19 protein-coding genes and 2 pseudogenes are annotated in these 22,609 nt (G+C 62.9%); 19 read left to right on the top strand and 2 right to left on the bottom strand.

The window, feature by feature from the left end:
- The first annotated feature begins 17 nt into the window (after window positions 1-17).
- The 5 genes and pseudogenes from alr (at window position 18) to tsaD (ending at window position 4,087) form a co-directional block, all read left to right on the top strand.
- Window positions 18-1,224 (top strand): annotated as a pseudogene (gene alr / locus ACF0H6_RS06585) (alanine racemase).
- Window positions 1,221-1,811, top strand: a complete 591-nt coding sequence (tsaE, locus tag ACF0H6_RS06580) for a tRNA (adenosine(37)-N6)-threonylcarbamoyltransferase complex ATPase subunit type 1 TsaE (RefSeq protein ID WP_395248937.1) — start codon at window positions 1,221-1,223, stop codon at window positions 1,809-1,811. The pseudogene alr and the gene tsaE overlap by 4 nt, the downstream one beginning before the upstream one ends.
- Window positions 1,811-2,464 (top strand): annotated as a pseudogene (gene tsaB / locus ACF0H6_RS06575) (tRNA (adenosine(37)-N6)-threonylcarbamoyltransferase complex dimerization subunit type 1 TsaB); the annotation flags it as partial. The gene tsaE and the pseudogene tsaB, both read left to right, overlap by 1 nt.
- Window positions 2,465-2,525: 61 nt before the next feature.
- Window positions 2,526-2,966, top strand: a complete 441-nt coding sequence (rimI, locus tag ACF0H6_RS06570) for a ribosomal protein S18-alanine N-acetyltransferase (RefSeq protein WP_395248936.1) — start codon at window positions 2,526-2,528, stop codon at window positions 2,964-2,966.
- Window positions 2,963-4,087: a tRNA (adenosine(37)-N6)-threonylcarbamoyltransferase complex transferase subunit TsaD gene (gene tsaD, locus ACF0H6_RS06565; RefSeq protein WP_395248934.1), complete on the top strand. Its 1,125-nt coding sequence runs from the start codon at window positions 2,963-2,965 to the stop codon at window positions 4,085-4,087. Before rimI ends, tsaD begins: the two co-directional genes overlap by 4 nt.
- Before the next feature lie 6 nt (window positions 4,088-4,093).
- On the opposite strand, the gene ACF0H6_RS06560 is transcribed toward tsaD, so the two are convergent.
- A complete protein-coding gene (locus ACF0H6_RS06560; RefSeq protein WP_395248933.1) occupies window positions 4,094-5,245 on the bottom strand; it encodes a glutamate--cysteine ligase in 1,152 nt (383 codons plus the stop codon).
- Window positions 5,246-5,413: 168 nt separating this feature from the next.
- On the opposite strand from ACF0H6_RS06560, the gene ACF0H6_RS06555 reads away from it, so the two are divergent.
- From ACF0H6_RS06555 to ACF0H6_RS06545, 3 genes are all read left to right on the top strand, one after another.
- Entirely contained in the window at window positions 5,414-6,574 is a 1,161-nt protein-coding gene (locus ACF0H6_RS06555) for a GTP-binding protein (protein WP_395248932.1), read from the top strand.
- Between the two features lie 66 nt (window positions 6,575-6,640).
- Entirely contained in the window at window positions 6,641-6,763 is a 123-nt protein-coding gene (gene ykgO, locus ACF0H6_RS06550; RefSeq protein WP_395248931.1) for a type B 50S ribosomal protein L36, read from the top strand.
- 50 nt (window positions 6,764-6,813) lie between these two features.
- The gene (locus ACF0H6_RS06545; protein WP_395248930.1) at window positions 6,814-7,632 is read left to right on the top strand and encodes a shikimate 5-dehydrogenase; all 819 of its coding nucleotides are present in this window, start codon (window positions 6,814-6,816) and stop codon (window positions 7,630-7,632) included.
- Window positions 7,633-7,639: 7 nt separating this feature from the next.
- On the opposite strand, the gene ACF0H6_RS06540 is transcribed toward ACF0H6_RS06545, so the two are convergent.
- A complete protein-coding gene (locus ACF0H6_RS06540) occupies window positions 7,640-8,875 on the bottom strand; it encodes an SAM-dependent methyltransferase (protein WP_395248929.1) in 1,236 nt (411 codons plus the stop codon).
- An 87-nt stretch (window positions 8,876-8,962) separates the two neighbouring features.
- Here ACF0H6_RS06540 and ACF0H6_RS06535 point away from each other — a divergent pair, with 87 nt between their 5' ends.
- The 11 genes from ACF0H6_RS06535 to guaA all read left to right on the top strand — a co-directional run bounded on the left by ACF0H6_RS06535 (window position 8,963) and on the right by guaA (window position 22,518).
- Entirely contained in the window at window positions 8,963-9,373 is a 411-nt protein-coding gene (locus ACF0H6_RS06535; RefSeq protein WP_395248928.1) for a hypothetical protein, read from the top strand.
- A gap of 225 nt (window positions 9,374-9,598) precedes the next feature.
- Window positions 9,599-9,895: a co-chaperone GroES gene (gene groES / locus ACF0H6_RS06530; RefSeq protein WP_133202308.1), complete on the top strand. Its 297-nt coding sequence runs from the start codon at window positions 9,599-9,601 to the stop codon at window positions 9,893-9,895.
- A gap of 87 nt (window positions 9,896-9,982) precedes the next feature.
- Complete coding sequence (groL, locus tag ACF0H6_RS06525; RefSeq protein WP_395248927.1) at window positions 9,983-11,593, top strand: chaperonin GroEL; 1,611 nt, start codon at window positions 9,983-9,985, stop codon at window positions 11,591-11,593.
- Between the two features lie 257 nt (window positions 11,594-11,850).
- Entirely contained in the window at window positions 11,851-13,887 is a 2,037-nt protein-coding gene (locus tag ACF0H6_RS06520; RefSeq protein WP_395249897.1) for an acyltransferase family protein, read from the top strand.
- Window positions 13,888-14,088: 201 nt separating this feature from the next.
- Window positions 14,089-15,600, top strand: coding sequence for an IMP dehydrogenase (gene guaB, locus ACF0H6_RS06515; protein ID WP_395248926.1), 1,512 nt, complete (start codon window positions 14,089-14,091; stop codon window positions 15,598-15,600).
- Window positions 15,601-15,779: 179 nt separating this feature from the next.
- Window positions 15,780-16,916 (top strand): GuaB3 family IMP dehydrogenase-related protein, encoded by a 1,137-nt coding sequence (locus ACF0H6_RS06510; RefSeq protein ID WP_395248925.1) that lies wholly within the window; start codon window positions 15,780-15,782, stop codon window positions 16,914-16,916.
- A 103-nt stretch (window positions 16,917-17,019) separates the two neighbouring features.
- The gene (locus tag ACF0H6_RS06505) at window positions 17,020-18,780 is read left to right on the top strand and encodes a glycerol-3-phosphate dehydrogenase/oxidase (protein WP_395248924.1); all 1,761 of its coding nucleotides are present in this window, start codon (window positions 17,020-17,022) and stop codon (window positions 18,778-18,780) included.
- A gap of 43 nt (window positions 18,781-18,823) precedes the next feature.
- Window positions 18,824-19,312 carry a PTS sugar transporter subunit IIA gene (locus ACF0H6_RS06500; protein ID WP_395248923.1) on the top strand — a complete coding sequence of 163 codons (489 nt, stop codon included), beginning with the start codon at window positions 18,824-18,826 and terminating at the stop codon, window positions 19,310-19,312.
- Window positions 19,313-19,416: 104 nt separating this feature from the next.
- Window positions 19,417-20,259, top strand: a complete 843-nt coding sequence (locus tag ACF0H6_RS06495) for an SURF1 family protein (protein WP_395248922.1) — start codon at window positions 19,417-19,419, stop codon at window positions 20,257-20,259.
- Window positions 20,256-20,804, top strand: coding sequence for a DUF3817 domain-containing protein (locus ACF0H6_RS06490; protein WP_395248921.1), 549 nt, complete (start codon window positions 20,256-20,258; stop codon window positions 20,802-20,804). The genes ACF0H6_RS06495 and ACF0H6_RS06490 overlap by 4 nt, the downstream gene beginning before the upstream one ends.
- Before the next feature lie 106 nt (window positions 20,805-20,910).
- The gene (guaA, locus tag ACF0H6_RS06485) at window positions 20,911-22,518 is read left to right on the top strand and encodes a glutamine-hydrolyzing GMP synthase (protein WP_395248920.1); all 1,608 of its coding nucleotides are present in this window, start codon (window positions 20,911-20,913) and stop codon (window positions 22,516-22,518) included.
- Window positions 22,519-22,609: the final 91 nt, after the last annotated feature.

The following is a 22,609-nucleotide window of genomic DNA, read 5'->3' as shown; positions in this document are numbered from 1 at the left end:
GGCACTAGAATCGTGAGGTGACTTACGAAGCAGCTGCCAGTTTCGAACCCGTGGTGAAATCGGTTTCGGCAACGGTCTTGGAACGATCAGCCGTCATTGACTTGGATGCTATCCGGCACAATGTGCGCCAGTTCGTGGCCATCGCGTCGCCCGCGAAGGTCATGGCCGTGGTCAAGGCCGATGCCTATGGACACGGCGCAGTGCAGGTGGCGCGGGCGGCCCTCGATGCCGGTGCCCGGTGGCTCGGCGTCGCCCACATTTCGGAGGCGCTCGTCCTGCGCGCCGCCGGCATTGATGCCCCCATGCTGGCATGGCTGCACACCACGGAAAGCAACTTCCAAGCGGCTGTAGCGGCCGGCGTCGACGTCGGGATTTCCGGCTGGGAGCTCGACGCCGTTGTGGCAGCGGCCCGCGAACAGGAACGTCCGGCCCGTATCCACCTGAAAGTGGACACCGGCCTGGGCCGCAATGGCTCCACGATCGCCCAATGGGACAAGCTGGTGGGCAAAGCCATGGAGTGCCAGGAACGAGGGGCTCCTGCGCGTGGTGGGCATCTTCTCCCATTTGGCGGTGGCGGACGAACCGCACCGGCCTGAAACCGATGAGCAACTCGCTGCGTTCCGTGAGGCGATTGCCGTAGCGGAGGACGCCGGGGTGGACACCGAAGTGCGGCACCTTGCCAATACACCCGCCACGCTTTCCCGCCCGGACACCCACTTCAACCTCGTCCGCGTGGGGCTCGGGCTCTACGGACTGTCTCCGTTCGAGGGTCAAAGCTCCAAGGAACTCGGCCTCCGCCCCGCCATGACCGTGCGCACCCTGGTATCCAACTGCAAACGCGTGCCTGAGGGCCAAGGAGTGTCCTACGGACTCAACTACCGGACCTCTGCCGAGAGCACCTTGGGCCTGATTCCGCTCGGATATGCCGACGGCGTGCCGCGCATCGCCACGGGCGGGCCGGTGCGGGTCAACGGAGTCAACTATCCCGTGGTGGGACGGATTGCCATGGACCAGATGGTCATTGACCTCGGGAACGTGGGGACTGACGAGGGCGCCTTGCTTGGCGCTGAAGCCGTCATGTTTGGCGATGGCACCGACGGAGGCCCGACGGCGGACGATTGGGCCGCGGCCGCCGGCACCAACAACTATGAGATCGTCACCCGCATCAGCCCGCGGGTGCCGCGCATCTACATCAATGAGGCCCCGGGAACGGATGTCCTGTGAGCAGTAACGCTGTGCCGGGGGCACTGTGGGAGCGCACGGTCAAAGTCGCGACGGCGGAGCAGACGCATGCTTTGGGCTCGGCGTTGGGCGGGGTTCTTGTGCCCGGAGACCTGCTGGTCCTCACGGGGGAACTCGGCGCCGGCAAGACCACCTTCACCCAAGGACTCGGCGAAGGCCTGGGCGTCCGCGCCGGTGTCATCTCGCCCACGTTTGTCCTGGTGCGCATCCACCCGAACCTGCCCGAAGGCAGGCGGCCCGGCGGCCCCGATCTGGTCCACGTTGATGCTTACCGATTGGGTTCCGCGGCGGAGATCGACGACATTGACCTCGAAAACACCCTGGACAGCTCCGTGACGGTGGTGGAATGGGGACGCGAACGGGTAGAGCACCTTTCGGACAGTCGCCTGGACATCGAGCTGCACCGGACCGTCGGCGGCACGGATTCCGCGCTCGACTCCGCGGAAACGGGACAGGATGCGGTGTTGGACTTCGACCCCGAGGACGACGACGAGCCACGCACCATCGTTTTCCGTGGCTTCGGCCCACGCTGGAGCCACGTGCCCGAAATACTGGAAGAGAACGCCTGATGCTGATTCTGGCCATTGATACCTCGGCCGTGGCGAGTGCCGCGCTCATCTCTGACGATGCCATGGAAGGCGTGGTGGATTCCTTCGCTACCGAGGACACGCGCAGCCATGCCGAGGTCCTGGCACCCGGTATCGAGAAGCTCATGAACGACGCAGGGGTACGCGGAGCAGACATTGATCTGATCGTGACCGGCGTTGGCCCGGGGCCGTTCACCGGGCTTCGCTCAGGGATTGCGACTGCCCGGACTTTGGCATTCGCCTGGAACAAGCCCCTCTTCGGCCTCATGAGCTTGGACGCGATTGCCTTGGAAGTGGCCGAGTCCACCGAGGCGCAAACCGAGTTCCTGGTGGCCACGGATGCCCGCCGCAAGGAGGTCTACTGGGCGCGCTACACGCTCGACGAAGGCCAGCTTCCACAACTCGTGGACGGCCCGCACGTGGGTTTCGCCTCCGAGTTGCCTGCCCTTTCCGTCTTCGGGGCAGGCGGCGGCATCTACGCCGACGTCGTCAACGCGAACGAGGAATTCAGCACCACCCAGCCCGACGCCGCCTCGCTTGGCCAGTTCGCCATGGCCCGCATCGCCGCGGGCGAAACACTCCCGGACTCCACGCCCTTGTACCTGCGCGAATCTGACGCGCAGGTACCTGGCCCAGGAAGCGGGCACTGTGAATACCTCGCCCCTTTTCGCGCTCGACGGCGTGACGCTCCGGGACATGACGGCCGCCGACGTGACCGCCGTGGAAGCCCTCGAACGCCGGCTCTTCCCGGTAGACGCATGGCCGCTGCAAATGTTCTTCGATGAGCTCGCCCAGGTGGATACCCGCCGTTACGTGGTGGCCGAAGCCGGCGGTCAGATTGTGGCCTACGCCGGGCTGATGTGCATCGAGCCGATCGCGGATGTCCAGACGATCGCCGTCGTGCCCGAATTCGAAGGAAAGGGAATCGGTTCAGCCATCCTCACCGAACTTATCGATGAGGCCCGACGGCGTGGCGCGGCGGACGTGCTCCTGGAAGTCCGGGCGGACAACCCCCGCGCGCAGGCGCTGTACGTGCGGTTCGGCTTCGAGCAGATCCATGTCCGGCAGCGCTATTACCGCGACGGCACCGACGCCCTCATCATGAGGCTGACATTGACTGAAGGAAACCCGGCGTGAACCAGACAAGCCCAGCCCAGCCGAATCGAGCCCAGCCGCTCGTGCTGGGGATCGAGTCATCCTGCGACGAAACCGGCGTCGGGATTGTCCGCGGCACCAGCCTGCTGACCAACACGGTGTCCTCATCGATGGATGAGCATGTCCGTTTCGGCGGCGTTATTCCGGAGATCGCTTCGCGTGCGCACCTGGACGCCTTTGTGCCCACGCTGCAGGAGGCTTTGCACGAGGCAGGAGTGACACTGGACCAGATCGACGCCATCGCCGTGACCTCCGGGCCGGGCCTGGCAGGCGCACTGATGGTCGGCGTTTGTGCGGCCAAGGCCCTCTCTGTGGCCACCGGCAAACCGCTCTATGCGATCAACCACCTGGTGGCACACGTCGGCGTCGGGCTGCTTGATGGAAAGACGAACGATACTTCCAGACTCGGTACCGACGGACGGTTGCCGGAGAATCTGGGCGCGCTGCTGGTTTCCGGTGGACACACGGAAATCCTGCGCATCCGCAACATCACCCATGACGTCGAGATGCTCGGCTCCACCATCGACGACGCCGCGGGGGAGGCATACGACAAAGTGGCGAGGCTCCTGGGCCTTGGTTACCCCGGGGGCCCGGCCATCGACAAACTCGCGAAGCAAGGCAACCCCAAAGCCATCCGCTTTCCGCGTGGCCTGACGCAACCCAAGTACATGGGTACTGCGGAGGAGCCGGGACCTCATCGCTACGATTGGTCGTTCAGCGGTCTCAAGACCGCCGTCGCGCGCTGCGTGGAGCAGTTCGAAGCGCGGGGCGAGGACGTCCCCGTGGCCGATATTGCTGCGGCGTTCCAGGAAGCGGTGGTGGACGTCATCACGTCCAAGGCTGTGCTGGCCTGCAAGGAAAACGGCATCACGGACCTCTTGCTGGGCGGTGGCGTGGCCGCGAACTCCCGTCTCCGTGACCTGACGGGGCAGCGTTGCACCTCCGCGGGAATCACCTTGCACGTGCCGCCGCTGGCGCTGTGCACTGACAACGGCGCCATGGTCGCCGCCCTGGGGGCACAACTCATCATGGCTGGAATCGGTCCCAGCGGGGTCGCCTTTGCTCCTGACTCGTCCCTGCCGGTGACCACCGTTTCGGTTTAGGAGCAGCTAGGCGGTCGGAACGGACCGCATTTGCTGCACGAGATCCTGGACGACCGCATGAAGATCGCCGTCGTGCTGGGCCGCGACGCGGCGCTGGCGCTGGTAGCCGGCTCCGCGGGCGATGATCTTTTCGACGTCGGCCAGTTCCTCCGAGCACCCCAGCTTCTCAGCGACAGGCGCCAGGCGCAGCAGCGTTTCCTTCAGGTGCTCAGTCACGAGCTGCTCGTTGCCTTCGGCATCCAGGATGATGATCGCTTCCATCCCATAGCGGGCGGCGCGCCATTTGTTTTCCTGGATATGCCAGGGCGGCATGGTGGGAATGGTTCCGCCGTTGTCCAGGATGGTGGAGAACTCGTCCACGAGGCATTGGGTCAGGGCCGCAACAGCGCCGACTTCTTCCAGGGTTGCCAGGCCGTCGCAAATGCGCATTTCGATGGTGCCCAAGTTCGGCACGGGCCGGATGTCCCAGCGAATTTCGGACAGGGTGTCGATCACCCCGGTGGTGAACATGTCCTGCACATAGGACTCGTATTCGGCCCAGCTGGGGAACTGGAAGGGCAAACCGGCCGTGGGAAGCTGCTGGAACATGAGCGCTCGTTGCGAAGCGTAGCCCGTGTCTTCGCCGCCCCAGAACGGGCTCGAAGCGGACAATGCCTGGAAATGAGGGAAATAATTGACCAGCCCATCGAGGATGGGGAGGGCCTTGTCCCTCCGGTCCAGGCCGACGTGGACGTGGACTCCGTAAATGACCATTTGCCGCCCCCACCATTGGGTGCGGTCGATCAGTTTGGCGTAGCGCTCTTTGTCCGAGACCGGCTGAAGCTGAGGCGGGCTGAAAGGATGGCTTCCGGCGCAGAAAAGCTCGACACCCATGGGGTCTGTGACTTCCCTGACGGCCTGCAGCGAGCGGGCCAGGTCTTCCTTGGCTTCCTTGACGGTGTTGCACACGCCCGTGACGAGTTCCACGGTGTTCAGGAGCAATTCCCGCTTGATGTGCGGATGCTCGTCGTCTTCGGTCAGGCCCGGATGCCGGGAGGCGACACCTCGGAGGACTTCGTTGGCCACAGAGGCCAATTCGCCGGTGCGTGCGTTGACGAGCGCGAGCTCCCATTCCACCCCCAGGGTCGATTGCCTGGATGGAGCGAAATCAATCTGCACGTAGAGGTCCCCTCGATGATATGCCAAGATCCCTTGATCGACGCCGGTGTAGGCCCGTCAGAGGTTGGCTCAAGTCTAGTGCAGGGGCGATACGGCGCCGGGTGGAGGGGAAATCCAGCGCATTGCCCGTCTTGCTAATGAGAATGATTTGCATATAAAATGTTTGGCATGCATCTTTCTGTTGTCAGCTCACTGGACAGCCAATGCCGCGAAGCAGCCACCACCAGGCTTGGGCGGACCCATCGCGATTCGGTCGTGGTCCTGCACGACCTCCTGGACGGATCCATCGTTTTGCGAAGGATCTTCCGCAATGGGCAACTGGTGGAGCAGGCGCAAACCGCCTTGGAGCACGGCTGCCTCAGCTGCACGGTCCGCCTCGATGTTGTCCCGACGGCGGAACGCCTCGCGTCCTCGGGTCATGACCACATCGTCCTCGGCCTGCCTCCCGGCGTCTCCGTGGACATGGCGGTGGCGGAACTCAAGCGTGGACTGGAACGGCCCGCCGTCATCGACAATGCCGTGTTGGCGATCGATCCCTCCGGGCTGGAAGACCACATCTGGGACAAGCACACCCTGTATGAATCCGGCTTCACGGCCATGCCGGAGGATGAGCGCACCAGCGGAGAATTTCTCATCGGGGAATTGGGCCACGCGGATACCGTCATGGTGCACGCCGGACTTGGGGCGGAGTTGGCGGGCTTGCGCCCGGACGCAAGCGAGGCTTGGGCCCAAGGGCTGGAACTGCTTGGGCAGCTTGCGCCACACGCCGCCATTTCCGCGAGCGACGACGACTTCCGGCCCGGCTGCTATGACGGCGCCGAGGCTCTCGCCAGGGTTCGTCGCGGTTCCGTGAGGGTTCCCCTCGAGGAAGAGTCGGGGAGTTTCCGGACCGTACTCCACAAAGTGGAGCGACCCCTTCATCCAGGCCGATTCCAGGAGGCGCTGCCCAAGTTGGCCGAGGGGTGCCACTGGATGAGGGGCCGCTTGTGGATTGCCTCGGCTGCCAAAGTCCGGATCGCCGTTCAGGGAATCGGACCCCGGGTCTGGCTCGAGAGCACAGGCGAGTGGCTCGCGGACGCCGGCACCGGCCCTGTCCTCAGCGGCAAGGGCCTGCAGCACGGAAACGGACTCCACGACGTCGACGCCGTTCTCGACTGGCACCCCCGCTTCGGCGACCGGGGCACGGTACTGGCCGTGACCGGACGGGAGGAGGACCTCGACGCCGCCGAAATCCGGGCACTCCTGGACGGATGCGCGCTGAGCGAAGCGGAGATGCGGCTCGGCTTCGCCGGGCTCGAAGACCCTTTTGAACTCGAATCCGCCCTTTAGCCGAGATCCAGCATCGGTGGGACAAAGCCGCAATCCAACAAATCAAAACCCGAGAAGGAGAACCCCGTGAAAGTCAGGAATTCGTTGCGCGCGCTCAAGAAGGTCCCCGGGGCGCAGGTGGTTCGCCGGCGCGGACGCACCTATGTCATTAACAAGCTGAATCCGCGCTTCAAGGCGCGCCAAGGCTAGCTCCCCGTCTAGGCTGGGCAGAGAACCCGCTACGTGAAGGAAGTCCCGTTATGCCGATCCTCAATAAAGACATGACGCTCTGTATTTCTCTCTCTGCCCGGCCCAGCAATAACGGGACACGTTTCCACAACTTCCTCTACGAGGCGCTCGGCCTGAACTGGATCTACAAGGCCTTTGCCCCCACGGACTTGGCGAACGCGATCGCGGGCGTGCGCGGCCTGGGCATCCGCGGCTGCGCCGTTTCGATGCCGTACAAGGAAGACGTCATCGCCCTCGTGGACCGCATGGACGCCTCGGCGGCCGCAATCGACTCGGTCAACACGATCGTGAACGACGCCGGGGTGCTGACGGCCTATAACACGGACTACACGGCGATTGCCCAGTTGATCGAGCGCAATGCGATCGCCCCCGCGTCCTCCGTGCTGCTCCGAGGCTCCGGTGGGATGGCCAAGGCCACCGCGGCGGCCTTCCGCGACGCCGGATTCTCGCGGGTCACGGTTGTTGCAAGGAACGAAAAGCTCGGGAAATCCCTCGCGGGACTCTACGGCTTCGGCTGGCAGTCCGACGTAGGGGATTCGACGGCGGACGTTATCGTCAACGTCACGCCGATCGGCATGGCCGGTGGACCGGAGGCCGGCTCACTGTCCTTCCCCGAGGAAGCGGTGGCGGCGGCGCGCGTGGTGTTCGACGTCGTCGCGCTCCCTGCGGAGACGCCGCTCATCAAGGCCGGCCGCGCGGCGGGGAAGGCCGTGATCAGCGGCGCGGAAGTGGCCACCATCCAGGCGCTGGAACAGTTCGTGCTGTACACGGGGATCACGCCGACGCCGGAGCAAGTGGCGGCGGCCGAGGAATTCACTCGCGCCCAGTAGGGCGGGCTCAGGAAGCTACCGGCTCCACCACAACGGTCACCCGTTCTTCGCCGATCCTGGTGAGGACCAGGGTAGCTGTCTTGTTGCCATGCGCTTTCGACGAGCCTTTTCCTGCCGGCAGCAACTGTTTCCGCAGTTCCTCGGGAGTGACGGACGTGCCGCGTTTCTTGATGTCCAGGACACCGACGCCATTGGCCTTCACCCACGCCTTGAGGGTCTTGACGTTGTATGGCATGACTTCCAGGACCTTGTAGGCGCGGGCGAAGGGGGTCTCCGTCAGGACCGGCGCGCAGATGTACGCGATGTGCTCGTCCACCAGGTGTCCGCCCAACCGGAGCGCGATGTCGGCAACCAAACCTGCGCGGATCACCGCGCCGTCCGGTTCGTAGAGGTACCCCTCAACAGGCCCGACGTCGGGTACCGGGCCGCCGTCGAAGTCTTCGCCGCTGGTGATCTCGGCCGCGCCCTGCGACCCGAGGACCAAAGCGGCGCGGCGGATGCCGGGGCGCGCGACGTCGTTGAACCACAGTGTCACCTCGGTGACGTCTCCTCCCACCGAAACCCACTGTGCCTCGCAGCCGGCCGGAACTGATTCGTGCGGCATGCCCGGGCCCATCTTGACCCCGACAGACTTGCCCGTAGCGGCCAATGATTCAACGAAGGACAACGGCGGCGAGAAGGCCTCCGGATCCCAGATCCGCTTGGTTCCCGACGACGACGTCGTGCGGCGCGCAGGATCGAGCCACACACCGTCGATACCGTCGAGGGGAACCGACGCGGCATCGGCGTGCACCACCGTTGCGTGCGGGAAGGACATGAGGTTGATGGTGGCGCAGGCCGCGGTGGTCTCATCCATTTCCACGGCAGTGACCTTGATGTCCATGGAGGCTATGGCCATCGAGTCGGCTCCGAGTCCGCAGCCGAGGTCCGCTACGTGCTGCGTACCTGCCTTGGCGAAGCGTTCGGCGTGCCTGGCCGCCACATTGAGCCGCGTTGCCTGTTCCAGTCCGGCCTGGGTGAAGAGCATCTGGCGCGCAAATTCGCCGAACTTCGCTTCGGCCCGCGTGCGGAGCCTGAACTGGGTGAGTACGGCGGCCACCAGTCCGGGGGAGTGGCCGTCTTTACGGAGCTGCGCATTCAGGGCATACGCTTCGCTCTCCTTATACGGTCCCAAGGATGCCAGCAGTTCCCAACCCTCTGTTGTCAGCAAGGGGGCAATCTGGTCCGGGGGTGTGTCAGCCATGGGAACTAGCCTAGTGCTCGTCCGTCATACGCGGCGGAGAGGGAACTAAGCGCCTTCAGGTCCGCTCAGGCGGCTAGGGTTGATTCCATGGAAGACAACCCAGTACGCCAGCCTGACGACGCCAATGGTTCTCCCTCCGCCCCCGATCAACGTCCCTTCGCCGGAAAGCTTTCCAGGTACGCCCGTCCTGCGCTCATTGCAGGTGCCTCGATTGCGGTTGTCTGCATCGCGCTCCTGATCATCATTTTCATTCTTGACTCCTTCAACGCCGCTACTTATTCGATGACCGGAAAGAGCGTCCAGGACGCCACGGACGAGGCCCGCGACATCCGCGACACCTACGCGGGCGTCCGCATCGGGACGATCATCGGATTGGTGGTGTCCGGCGTCGTTGCCCTCGCCGGTGCGGTGGTGCTTTACCTGAACCGCGGGACTGCACCGAAGGAAGAGTACGACGACGGCGAGGACGTGGACTTCGACGACCTCGCCGGACAATGAACTGCTTGAGCCGGAAATGCGTCCTGCCGCCTTTCACCGAGGACGAAATTCTGGCACTCGCCTTGACCGAGTGCTAATGCTTACATAGAGTCTTGGTTAGCACTCTCCCTAGGCGGGTGCTAATCATGCCGCCAGGCACTTACCGGCACCGCGACGACGGTAAGCCCGCCTCGGCACCCCTGGTTCGATAGTCCATGTACTACCTCACGTAAAGGAGAGATCCGAGTGTCGGTCTCCATTAAGCCTCTCGAGGATCGCATTGTTGTCCGCCCGCTCGAAGCAGAGCAGACCACGGCTTCCGGCCTGGTCATCCCGGACACTGCACAGGAAAAGCCGCAGGAAGGCGAAGTTGTTGCAGTTGGCCCCGGCCGCTTCGATGACAACGGCAACCGCGTGCCCGTCGATGTAACCGTTGGTGACGTCGTCATCTACTCCAAGTACGGCGGAACTGAAGTCAAGACCGGTGGCAGCGAATACCTCGTTCTGTCCGCCCGCGACGTTCTGGCAATCGTCGTTAAGTAATCTCCTGGAATCCCGCACCGCAGATTGGGTTGGAACTCTTCCGACTGAATCAGCGGTGCGGGTTTTCCGTCTTGAAAGGACACAACCATGGCAAAGCAGCTTGCGTTTAACGACGCTGCCCGTCGCTCGCTCGAAGCAGGCATTGACAAGCTCGCCAACACCGTCAAGGTCACCCTTGGCCCGCGTGGCCGCAACGTCGTTCTGGACAAGAAGTGGGGAGCTCCCACCATCACCAACGACGGCGTGACCATCGCACGCGAAGTCGAACTCGACGACCCGTATGAGAACCTTGGCGCCCAGCTGGCCAAGGAAGTCGCCACCAAGACCAACGACGTCGCAGGCGACGGCACCACCACGGCTACCGTGCTCGCACAGGCGCTTGTCAAGGAAGGCCTGCGCAACGTTGCCGCAGGAGCCGCCCCCGGCGAAATCAAGCGCGGCATCGAGGTCTCTGTCGAGGCTGTTGCCGCTCGCCTCCTCGCCAACGCCCGCGAAGTAGAAGGCACCCAGGTTGCCAACGTTGCCGCGATCTCCGCCCAGAGCGATGAGGTTGGTGAGCTTCTGGCCGAGGCCTTCGGCAAGGTCGGCAAGGATGGTGTCATCACCATCGAAGAGTCCTCCACCACTCAGACCGAACTGGTCCTCACCGAGGGCATGCAGTTCGACAAGGGCTACCTGTCCCCGTACTTCGTCACTGACGCAGAACGCCAGGAAGCTGTCCTGGAAGACGCGCTCATCCTGATCAACCAGGGCAAGATCTCCTCGCTGCAGGAATTCCTGCCGCTCCTGGAGAAGGCCCTCCAGGCTGCCAAGCCGCTCTTCATCATTGCTGAGGACATCGACGGCGAAGCATTGTCCACGCTGATCGTGAACCGTATCCGCGGCACCCTGAACGTCGTTGCCGTCAAGGCCCCGGGCTTCGGTGACCGCCGGAAGGCCATGCTGCAGGACATCGCTACGCTGACCGGTGCACAGGTTGTCTCCCAGGAGCTCGGCTTGTCCCTGGACCAGGTTGGCCTCGAGGTCCTCGGTACTGCCCGCCGCATTACCGTCACCAAGGACAACACCACCATCGTTGACGGCGCCGGCACGGCTGAGGATGTCGCGGCACGCGTATCCCAGCTCCGCGCCGAGCTGACCCGCACCGATTCTGATTGGGACCGGGAAAAGCTGCAGGAACGGCTCGCCAAGCTGGCCGGTGGCATCGGCGTCATCAAGGTTGGCGCAGCCACTGAGGTTGAGCTCAAGGAAAAGAAGCACCGCATCGAGGACGCAGTGTCCTCCACGCGTGCTGCTCTTGAAGAAGGCATCGTCTCCGGCGGTGGCTCTGCCCTCATCCACGCCCTTAAGGCCCTGGACGAGGACAGCGCAGTCAAGGCCCTGGAAGGCGACGCGGCTGCCGCCGTCGGGATCGTCCGCCGCGCCCTGACCCAGCCGCTGCGCTGGATCGCCCAGAACGCCGGCTTCGACGGCTACGTCGTCGTCGCCAAGGTTGCCGAGCTCGAAGACAACCACGGTTTCAACGCCAAATCCGGTGTGTACGAGGACCTGATCGCCGCTGGCGTGATCGATCCCGTCAAGGTCACCCGTTCTGCGCTCCAGAACGCCGCATCCATCGCAGCCCTGGTTCTCACCACTGAGACCCTGGTTGTCGAGAAGCCGGCCGAGGAAGACGAGCACGCAGGTCACAGCCACTAACCCTGGCTACTGATTGAAGGAGGTCCGGTCCCCATTCGGGGGCCGGACCTCCTGCTTTTTACTGCCGAGCGCGGAGCTTTGGCCCAGCCAACGCCCCGGGAACTCTCAGCAGGGGGTGACCTAATGGAGTGAATGAAGTTGATTGAACACGGTCTCAAATTGAACACGGACTCAATTGGCGATGAAGATTACGAATCAGTAACATAGAGGGTTCGTGTGAGCACCCTGGAGGCAAGACTTTGACAACCACGCGCGCAATGGTGCCTTCCCGGCACCAAAGCGGGACGCCAAAATCGACGGCTAAATCTACGTTTCGGCCCGAAATCCAGGGACTTCGTTCTGTGGCCGTCCTCATGGTTGTCACGTACCACATATGGTTCGGCCGGGTTTCCGGCGGTGTCGACGTTTTCTTGCTTGTCTCGGCATTTCTCATGACCCTGCAATTCACCCGGCGTTACGCCAAGGGTCAGTCGACAGCGCTGCTTAAGCACTGGCTCCACCTTTTCCGGCGGCTTCTTCCGGCGGCGGTGACTGTCATCGTTGGAACCCTGGTGGCGACTTACTTCTTTATGCCGGCCACCCGGTGGATGGACACAATTCAGCAGGGCTGGGCTTCGCTCTTCTACGTCGAAAACTTCTTGCTCCAGTCACAAGCGGTTGACTACTACGCGGCTGACCACAGTTTGGCCAGTCCCCTCCAGCACTTCTGGTCGTTGTCCATCCAGGGGCAGGTCTTCATTCTTTGGCCACTCATCCTTGTTGGGGCAGGTTTGCTCGCAAAGCGGTTCAAGCTAGCCTATATTCCGTTGCTTCGCTACATTTTCGGTGCGATTTTCCTCGTTTCCCTGGCCTTTTCCGTCGTTTTCACGGCCACGGACCAAGCGCAGGCGTACTTCTCAACGCCGGCACGGTTGTGGGAATTTGCTTTGGGCACGCTTCTGGCCCTTTTCTTGCCGTCGCTGAAGATTCCGAGGAAGGCAGCGGTGGTCTTGGGCTGGCTCGGCATCATTGCCATGCTCAGTTGCGGAATCCTCCTTCAAGTCGAGGAAGCCTTTCCCGGCTTCACTGCCTTGTGGCCCACAATGGCAGCAGCAGCGGTCATCGCGGCTGGTCAGACCCAGAGTAAGTTCGGCGTCGACCGTATTCTCAGTTCCAAGCCGCTGGTTCGTATGGGTAACAACTCTTACGCGCTATATCTGTGGCACTGGCCCATGCTGGTTATTTACCTGGCTTGGTCGGGGAAGAGCCACGCTGGTTGGTTGTCCGGCACGGTCATCATTCTTGCGGCCATGATTCTGGCGATATTGACCACCAAGTTCATCGAGAAGCCCTGGCGCGAATGGAAGTGGCCTGAGGCCAACCGGCGCCGAAGCGTGATTGCCATGGTTGCCGCCCTGGCGGTTGCAGTGGTCCCCTTGGCCGGATGGCGCTTCCAGATCGACCAGACAAACAAGACTCTGATAGCAAACATGGACGCCCGCAACCCGGGTGCAGCTGCCGTTGGCGGGGCTTTCGTCTACACCCCCGATCCGAGTGTGCCCCTGGTGCCAACCATGACGGCCGTAGATGCTGACTGGCCCGTCTTCCCGAGCGCATGCAAGTCGGTCGGTGATCCGAATGACTTCGTCAACCGATGCACCAATGGGATTACGAACGGGACAAAGTCGGTGGTGGTCATTGGCAGTTCCCACGCCCATGTGCTGAACACTCCGCTTATCACCATGGCCAAGCAGAATAATTGGAGCCTTACCTCCATCACCAAGGGATACTGCCCGCTTGGCGAGGACACTGCGGCAGACATTACCCAGAGCTGTGTTGATTTCAACAAGGCCACGCTCGCAGAAGTCCTGAAGATGAAGCCGGACGTTGTGGTCACCACGAGCACGCGCACGAATGCGCAGAGCAACGTGCCCGAGCGGCTTGATCCTTCATGGGTTTCGGAAGTGAAGACCTTGAATGACGCGGGTATCCAGGTAGTTGCCTTCCGAGATACCCCGCGTCCGGCGCAACCAGTTCCCGCCTGCCTCGAGAAGACCCCCGGGGCATACGTTGCCTGTGGTTCACAACGTGACGCAATCTACTTGGAGGACTCTCCGACTGCCGCGGTGGCCGGAGAATTGCCTGACACGAAGTTCCTGGATCTCTCCAAATACTTCTGCCCGGATTCAAACTGTCCGGCCGTGATTGGCAACGTGATGGTCTACAAGGACGACAACCACGTGACCGGCACGTACATGAAGACGTTGACTCCTTACTTCGAGAAGGCGTTCATGGCCGCCACCGGGTGGAGCTAAAGTACTCGGGCCAAGCGTCCCGACGTCGGGACGCTGCAGGTGCCGTTGCTCACATTGCCTATGCGGAATATGGGGATCGGCGGCGAGGTTCTACTATTAATTCAGAATCTTTCTGCACAGGCCAGTCCCGTAATGACGGGCTGGTCATCAGCTGCAACCCCTACCAGAGCAACCCCAAGAACCAAGGTAAGAGGCGCACTCATGACCCAGCCCGAACACGATCCCTTTGGCTTTGTCGGCCTGACATATGACGACGTCCTGCTGTTGCCGGGCCACACCAACGTCATTCCGTCGGAGGCCGATACCTCTTCCCGGATCTCCAAGCGTATTTCGGTCCAGACGCCACTCCTGTCGGCGGCCATGGACACCGTGACCGAGTCCCGCATGGCCATCGCCATGGCCCGCCAGGGCGGTCTTGGCGTGATCCACCGCAACCTGTCAGTCGAAGACCAGGCGGACCACGTTGACCGCGTCAAGCGCTCCGAGTCAGGGATGATCACCAACCCCCTGACCATCCACCCGGAGGCTACCCTGCGGGAACTGGATGAACTGTGTTCGCGTTACCGGGTCTCCGGCCTGCCCGTCATCGACCCGGATGGCCGCCTGCTCGGCATCGTCACCAACCGGGACACCCGCTTTGTGCCGGAATCCGATTTCCCGCTGCGCCTTGTCAGCGATGTCATGACCAAGATGCCCCTCATCACCGGCCACGTCGGAATCAGCCGCGAAGAAGCCTCGCACAAGCTGGCCACCAACAAGATCGAGAAGCTGCCGCTAGTTGACGAGCAGGGACGCCTCAAGGGCCTTATCACCACCAAGGACTTCACCAAGGCCGAGCAGTACCCGCTCGCCACGAAGGACGAAGGAGGCCGCCTCCGCGTGGGCGCCGCCATCGGGTTCTTCGGCGATGGCTGGGAGCGCGCCATGACGCTGATCGACGCCGGCGTCGACGCATTGTTCGTCGACACCGCCAACGGCCACTCCCAAGGTGTGCTTGACATGATCACGCGCCTGAAGTCCGATCCCGTTGCCGCGCATGTGGACATCATCGGCGGCCAGGCCGCAACCCGTGAAGGCGCCCAGGCATTGATCGACGCGGGCGCCGACGGTATCAAGGTGGGCGTCGGCCCCGGCTCCATCTGCACCACGCGCGTTGTGGCCGGTGTGGGCGTCCCGCAGATCACGGCGATCTACGAGTCCTCCAAAGCGGCCATCCCCGCCGGTGTCCCGCTGATCGCCGACGGCGGCCTGCAGTACTCGGGCGATATCGGCAAGGCCCTCGTGGCAGGCGCCGACACTGTCATGCTCGGTTCTTTGCTGGCTGGTTGTGATGAATCGCCGGGAGAGCTGATCTTCGTCAATGGCAAGCAGTTCAAGAGCTACCGCGGAATGGGGTCGCTCGGTGCCATGCAGTCCCGCGGCAAGAACACGTCGTACTCCAAGGACCGTTATTTCCAGGCAGACGTTTCGGGCGATGACAAACTCATTCCCGAGGGCATCGAAGGCCGGGTCGCATACCGTGGCCCGCTGTCCTCGGTGGCATACCAATTGGTCGGCGGCTTGCGCCAGACCATGTTCTACACCGGTGCGCCCACCATCCCTGAGCTCAAGGCCCGCGGCAAGTTCGTCCGCATCACTGCCGCGGGGCTGAAGGAGTCCCACCCGCATGACATCCAAATGACCGTCGAGGCTCCGAACTACGGTTCCCGGTAGGCGGAACTCCTCCGAAGGTTGGTTTCAAGCGTTGCCCGTCACTTTCATCATGAAGGTGGCGGGCTCGTTTGTTGTTGGCGTGTGCCTCGCTTCACCGGCACTCCGCTAAACCGCTGCGGTCAGCGGCGGCCGGCCTTCGCGAAAGCCGACATCACGCCGCACTGGGATAACCTAGAGCAGTGACTTACGAGATTGAGATTGGCCGTGGCAAGCGTGGGCGTCGCGCCTACTCTCTGGATGACATCGCGATCGTCCCCAACCGCCGAACGCGCGACCCCAAGGACGTTTCCGTCTCCTGGCAGATTGATGCCTACAAGTTCGAGATGCCAGTGATCGCCGCACCCATGGACTCCGCCATGTCGCCTGAAACGGCCATCGCCCTTGGCCGGCTGGGCGGTCTGGGCGTGCTGGACCTGGAAGGTCTTTGGACGCGCTACGAGGACGCTCAGTCGGTCCTGGACGAGATCTCCGCCCTCGAGGATGAGACGGCCAGCCCCGCGGTCACGCGGCGCATGCAAGAGCTTTACAAGGCGCCCATCCAGCCCGAACTGATCACCAGCAGGCTCGCCGAGATCCGCGCCTCAGGCGTCACCGTGGCCGGCGCGCTGACCCCGCAGCGCACGCAGGAGCACTACAAGACCGTGGTTGCTGCCGGCGTCGACATTTTCGTCATCCGGGGCACCACAGTCTCGGCTGAGCACGTTTCCAAGAACCATGAGCCGCTGAACCTCAAGCAGTTCATCTACGAACTCGACGTTCCGGTGATCGTCGGCGGAGCCGCCGGCTACACCCCGGCACTGCACCTGATGCGCACTGGCGCGGCTGGCGTCCTGGTGGGCTTCGGCGGCGGTGCGACGACAACCACGCGCCGGGCACTTGGCATTCATTCGCCCATGGCCTCCTCGATTTCCGACGTCGCGGCTGCTCGTCGCGACTACATGGATGAGTCCGGCGGTCGTTACGTGCACGTGATCGCCGACGGCGGTATGGGCACTTCAGGTGACATCGTCAAGGCCATCGCGATGGGAGCTGACGCCGTCATGCTCGGCAGCGCGTTGGCGCGTGCTGAAGAAGCACCCGGCAAGGGCTGGCACTGGGGACAGGAGGCCCACCACCTTGAGCTGCCCCGAGGCGACAGGGTCAACGTCGGCACGGTCGGTCCACTGGAAGAAGTACTCTTCGGGCCTGGCCACCACACCAATGGCACCTCCAACCTGATCGGTGCGCTGCGCCGCTCCATGGCCACCACCGGGTATTCGGACCTGAAGGAGTTCCAGAGGGTCGACGTCGTCGTCTCGCCTTACTCGGGCCAGTAGCGGCCGCTCGGGCCGCGCTAGCCGCCGCACGAAAGCTCTGCCCAAGCCCGCGCACAAGAAGTAGTCTGGGGAACTAAGACTTTGTGCGAATGGGAGGCGTCCGATGAGCAGTGTTGCAGATGGTTCGCAAGCTAGCGATGCATCAGCCGGTGCATTGAGTCCACAGGCCCGTGGCAGGTCACTCGACGTTCTTCGCGGCACTGCGGAACCCGGCCAGGAGCTCGACATCCTCATTGTCGGGGGCGGCGTGGTGGGTGCCGGTGCGGCGTTGGACGCAGTCACGCGGGGGCTGTCGGTGGGCATTGTCGAGGCCCGGGACTGGGCTTCCGGCACGTCGTCGAGGTCATCGAAGCTGATCCACGGCGGCCTGCGCTACTTGGAGATGCTGGATTTCGCACTGGTCCAGGAAGCGTTGCAGGAACGTGGCCTGCTGATCCAGGTCATCGCTCCGCACCTTGTCCGGCCGGTCCCGTTCCTGTACCCGCTCACCCGGCGTTTTTGGGAGAGGCCGTATGTGGGTGCGGGCATTCTCCTTTACGACACGCTTGGCCTCACCTCTGGCCACAGCCGCGGCGTCCCCATGCACAAACACCTCTTCAGGCGCGGAACGCTGAGAGCAGCCCCGAGCCTGAAGAGCGACGCGTTCGTCGGTTCCATCCGGTACTACGATGCACAAGTTGACGACGCGAGGCTCGTCGTCAATCTCGTCCGTACGGCGGCGCACTACGGGGCGCATGCCGTGAACAGGATGCGTGTGGTTTCCTTTATCCGCGAAGGTGAACGCGTTGTGGGCGCGAAACTGGAAAACCAGGAAGACGGCAGCATTATCGAAGTCCGCGCCAAGCAAGTGGTGAATGCCACGGGCGTGTGGACCGACGAGACCCAGGCCATGGTGACGGATCGCGGCCAGCTCAAGGTCCGAGCTTCCAAGGGCATTCACCTTGTGGTCCCGCGCGACCGTTTCCAGTCCACGGTCGGCTTGATCCTGCGGACTGAGAAATCCGTGCTGTTCGTGATCCCGTGGGGGCGGCACTGGATCATCGGCACCACAGACACCGACTGGAAGCTGGACAAAGCACATCCTGCAGCGTCCACCAAGGACATCGACTACGTCCTGGAGCACGTCAACCGGGTCCTGAAACGGCCGCTGACCCGTGAAGACGTCGAGGGCGTGTACGCCGGACTCCGTCCGTTGCTGGCGGGGGAGAGTGACTCCACGGCCAAACTTTCACGTGAACACGTTGTGGCCCACCCCGTTCCGGGCTTGGTGGTGGTCGCCGGCGGCAAGTTCACCACGTACCGGGTCATGGCGAAGGATGCGGTGGACGAAGCAACCCGGGCCATGGACGAGCGTGTGCCCGCGAGTTGCACCGACACCATCCCGCTCCTTGGCGCGGAGGGGTTCAAGGCCGCGTGGAACCGCCGGGGCAGAGCCGCGGACGAGGCCGGAGTCCACGTCGCCAGGGTGGAACACCTGCTCAACCGCTACGGATCCATGACCCAGGAAGTCCTTGCCATCATCAAAGACAACCCGGCCATGGCTGAGCCACTGCCGGGTGCTGACGACTATCTTTCGGCAGAGGTTGTCTATGCCGCCACGCATGAAGGCGCCCGCCACGTCCACGATGTGTTGACCCGCCGCACCCGCATCTCGATCGAGTCGTGGGATAGAGGTGTTTCCGCGGTCCCTGTTGTCGCTAAGCTGATGGGAGAAATTCTTGGCTGGAGCGACGCGCAGCGGGAAAGCGAAATCAAGCACTACCTGGCCCGGGTGGAAGCTGAGCGGCTCAGCCAACAGCAGCCCGACGACGAATCGGCGGACGCCGCGCGCATGGGTGTCGATGACATCGTTCCCCTGCGCTGAGCGGCCCCGGTAGCTTGGCTGGGCACACTGGAGGGAAACAATCTTGGCGGAACCACTGGACCCTTATGATGCCGAACTGACGACGCCGGAAACAGTCATCCTTGAGATGGAAGCGGCAGACAAAACAGATGCTGCAGCCCAGCTCGCGGAGAAGCTCTACGCCGCGGGACGGATCACGGACCTTGAGGGTTTCCTTGAGCACGTCAACTCCCGGGAGCACCAACTGGCCACGGGGCTTCCCGGCGGCATCGGATTGCCGCACGCCCGCAGCGAGTTCGTTTCGCGCGTCTCGATTGCTGTTGGCGTCACGAAGTACGGCCACTCCTTGGACTTCGGCGCCAGCGACGGACCGGCCACCCTGGTACTGCTGATCGCCACACCGGCGAGCTCATTCTCGGACCACCTGGAAGTCCTTGCGACCCTGGCGCGTTCACTCTCCAAGGAATCATTCCGGGAATCCCTGCGACGTGCCCACGATCCGGAAGTCATCGCCGAACTGATCAACTCCAGCTTGGTGTTCTTCGACCACTGATTGGGGCAGGCCCTTTCGTGTCGCGTTCCGCGCCGCGTAGGAACCCTGCTGCCCCACTCTAATGGCGTTTAGCTGTTCTACAGCTTGACGAAGTACCTTTAAGGGTGTTAAAAACCGCTCTGAAGCCCCGCTGGATCGCAGGACTTGTGTTCGCGCTCCTGCTCTCCGGGGTGTTTGTGCTGCTCAGTCAGTGGCAGTTCGGCAGATCCACCCAGAGCGACGTCCCAGTTGACGACCCCGCGGTGGAGCAGGTCAAGCCGCTCACTGGTGTATTGCAGCCGGGGACGTTTTTCCCGGGTTCGGTCTCTGACCAAATGGTCAGCGCGAAAGGCAGTTACGACCCCACGAAGCAGGTTCTCGTGGAGGGTCGGCTCATGGCCGGGCAAAAAGGTTATTGGATAGTCAACGCATTTGCGGTCGACGGCGCCCCCGTCCTCCATGGCGTCGGCGCTTCACCGAAGACCTGGATCCCCGTGGCACGGGGCTGGATCGCCGATCCCGCCCAAGCCGGCCCGCCGCCGTCGGGGACTATCGAAGTGACCGGACGGCTCCTGCCGTCCGAGGCGCCAGTGCCAAACGTCGACGCCGGAGCGGGCCGCGCGTCCGCAGTTTCGGTCGCGGAACTCATCAACACGTGGGGAGTCTCAAGCTACCCCGGTTTCGTCGCCGCGACATCGGAAGTGTCAGCGGGCAAGACCATCGCACTTCCGGAGCAGCTGAAGCCCCTCGATATCCCGGCACAGCCGCCAAATCAACAGATCAACTGGCTCAACCTCTTTTACTCCGTGGAATGGGTGGTCTTTGCAGGATTTGCCCTCTACGTCTGGTGGCGCATGGTGGCCGATGACTACCGGCGCAGCCTCGAAGATGAGGACGACGAGCCTGACGACGACTTTCCATCAGAAGATTTGCCAGCAATTACCAAGCCAGAACAGGTAAAGCCATGATTGAGCCCAAACCGGCCATCCAGCCCGAACAGTCCGGAGAAACTGCCGCGAAGCCAAGTGCGGCAACGCAAGGATCCGCAAAGAGCGGTTCGTCCAAAAAGCGGCGATTCGGCGGAACCACCACCCAGATCCGCTCGGCACTGAAGTTCTACAAAGTCATGGCCTACCTCACCGGTACCATGCTCTTGCTTCTGTGTGCGGAACTCGTTGCGCGCTATGTGTTTGGCGTGTACCTGTTCGCCGGGGGCACGAACGCAGCCACCGGGCAGGCCTTCGGTTTCGGATTTGCGGACGCCGAGTCCAAAGCCGTCCTTGGCGGCGTCAATGTCTCCATCGCGGTGCTGATTGTCCACGGCTGGATGTACGTGCTCTACCTCATCTCCGACTTCCGGCTGTGGTCGCTCATGCGCTGGCAGTTCACCAAGCTGATCCTGCTTGCTTTGGGCGGCGTTGTCCCGCTGATGTCCTTCATTGTGGAGAAAAGATTCCACTCTGACGTAGAGGCAGAGCTCGCCGCTCATCCGCAGGCGTCCAAGCGCTACTGACGGGCCGGTCCGTCGGGCATTGTGAGATCGCTAACGTCGGACCGGTTTTGCTGCCTTCATGAGCCTCTTCAAGGTGCACCGGGGCATCCCGGCAAAGTAGGCTGTCATGGTGACTACTCCCACCGCACCCTTCAGTTCTGAAGCTCAGACTTCCCAGAAGCCGGTGCTGGTTGTTGACTACGGTGCCCAGTACGCGCAGCTGATTGCCCGCCGCGTCCGTGAAGCGAATGTGTACTCGGAGATTGTTCCGCACACTTTCACCACCGAGCAGCTTCTGGCCAAGAACCCGGCAGCGATCATCCTCTCTGGCGGACCTTCAAGCGTTTATGCCGAGGGTGCCCCGAGCGTTGGCGCAGACCTTTTCGAAGCAGGCGTGCCGGTCTTCGGTATTTGTTACGGCTTTCAGGCCATGGCCAACGCGCTCGGCGGCAAGGTCGCCCAGACGGGTATGCGCGAGTACGGTTCCACCGAGGCCACCACGGTCGGCGAGGCACGCTCCATCCTTGCGGGCGTGCCGGACTCCCAGAACACGTGGATGAGCCACGGAGATTCCGTTCATGAAGCCCCGGCGGGCTTCGAGGTCCTGGCGACCACCGCGGGTGCGCCCGTAGCTGCCTTTGCAAACGAGGAGAAGCACCTCTACGGCGTGCAATGGCACCCGGAGGTCAAGCACTCAGCACATGGCCAGCAGGTCCTGGAGAACTTCCTGTTCAACGGGGCGGGCCTGAAGCCGAACTGGACCACCGGAAACATCCTGGAAGAGCAGGTGGACCGGATCCGTCGGCAGATCGGCGATTCGAAGGTTATCTGCGGCCTCTCTGGCGGAGTCGACTCGGCCGTTGCCGCTGCCCTCGTCCAGCGTGCCGTGGGCGATCAGCTCACTTGCGTGTTCGTGGACCATGGCTTGCTGCGCGAAGGTGAGGCCGAACAGGTTGAGCGCGACTTCGTTGCCGCAACCGGCGTCAAGCTTTATGTCGCTAACGAGCAGGAGCGTTTCCTGTCCGCCCTGGCCGGTGTCAGCGATCCCGAGACCAAGCGCAAGATCATCGGCCGCGAGTTCATTCGTGCGTTCGAAGAAGCAGAGCGGGCCATCATCGCCGAAGCTGCCTCTGAAGGCGAGAGCATCAAGTTCCTCGTCCAGGGCACGCTGTACCCGGACGTCGTCGAATCCGGTGGTGGCGAAGGTGCCGCGAACATCAAGAGCCACCACAACGTCGGCGGCCTTCCCGAGGACCTGCAGTTCGAACTCGTTGAGCCGCTCCGCGCTCTGTTCAAGGATGAGGTCCGTGCAGTAGGCGCACAGCTCGGCCTGCCGCAGGAAATCGTTGGACGCCAGCCGTTCCCGGGCCCCGGCCTTGGTATTCGCATTGTCGGTGAAGTCAACAAAGAGCGGCTGGACCTCCTACGCAAGGCAGATGCCATCGCGCGCGCCGAACTCACGGCAGCCGGGCTCGATAATGACGTTTGGCAGATGCCGGTGGTACTGCTGGCAGACGTCCGAAGCGTCGGCGTACAGGGTGACGGACGCACCTACGGACATCCGATCGTGCTGCGTCCCGTGTCTTCCGAAGATGCCATGACGGCCGACTGGTCGAGGCTCCCTTACGACCTCCTCGCCAGGATCTCCAACAGGATTACCAACGAGGTGGACGGTGTCAACCGCGTGGTGCTGGACGTCACCAGCAAGCCACCGGGAACCATCGAGTGGGAATAGCATTCTGAGTGGCCGGTCTCTTTCCAGGGCCGGCCACTTTGTATTTCCCCTGAAATCAGGGGTAATTTGCCTTTCCACCAGTGTTGCGGAT

Source organism: Arthrobacter sp. NA-172, assembly GCF_043952055.1.
Classification (GTDB): Bacteria; Actinomycetota; Actinomycetes; order Actinomycetales; family Micrococcaceae; genus Arthrobacter.
This window is presented reverse-complemented; position numbering and strand designations above follow the sequence as displayed.

Excerpts from the sequence above, each read along its gene's own strand:
- rimI (WP_395248936.1), top strand. The coding sequence starts at position 2,526 with ATGACGGCCGCCGACGTGACCGCCGTGGAAGCCCTCGAACGCCGGCTC.
- ACF0H6_RS06555 (WP_395248932.1), top strand. The coding sequence starts at position 5,414 with ATGCATCTTTCTGTTGTCAGCTCACTGGACAGCCAATGCCGCGAAGCA.
- ACF0H6_RS06545 (WP_395248930.1), top strand. The coding sequence starts at position 6,814 with ATGCCGATCCTCAATAAAGACATGACGCTCTGTATTTCTCTCTCTGCC.
- ACF0H6_RS06540 (WP_395248929.1), bottom strand. The coding sequence starts at position 8,875 with ATGGCTGACACACCCCCGGACCAGATTGCCCCCTTGCTGACAACAGAG.
- ACF0H6_RS06535 (WP_395248928.1), top strand. The coding sequence starts at position 8,963 with ATGGAAGACAACCCAGTACGCCAGCCTGACGACGCCAATGGTTCTCCC.
- groL (WP_395248927.1), top strand. The coding sequence starts at position 9,983 with ATGGCAAAGCAGCTTGCGTTTAACGACGCTGCCCGTCGCTCGCTCGAA.
- ACF0H6_RS06520 (WP_395249897.1), top strand. The coding sequence starts at position 11,851 with ATGGTGCCTTCCCGGCACCAAAGCGGGACGCCAAAATCGACGGCTAAA.
- guaB (WP_395248926.1), top strand. The coding sequence starts at position 14,089 with ATGACCCAGCCCGAACACGATCCCTTTGGCTTTGTCGGCCTGACATAT.
- ACF0H6_RS06505 (WP_395248924.1), top strand. The coding sequence starts at position 17,020 with ATGAGCAGTGTTGCAGATGGTTCGCAAGCTAGCGATGCATCAGCCGGT.
- ACF0H6_RS06490 (WP_395248921.1), top strand. The coding sequence starts at position 20,256 with ATGATTGAGCCCAAACCGGCCATCCAGCCCGAACAGTCCGGAGAAACT.
- guaA (WP_395248920.1), top strand. The coding sequence starts at position 20,911 with ATGGTGACTACTCCCACCGCACCCTTCAGTTCTGAAGCTCAGACTTCC.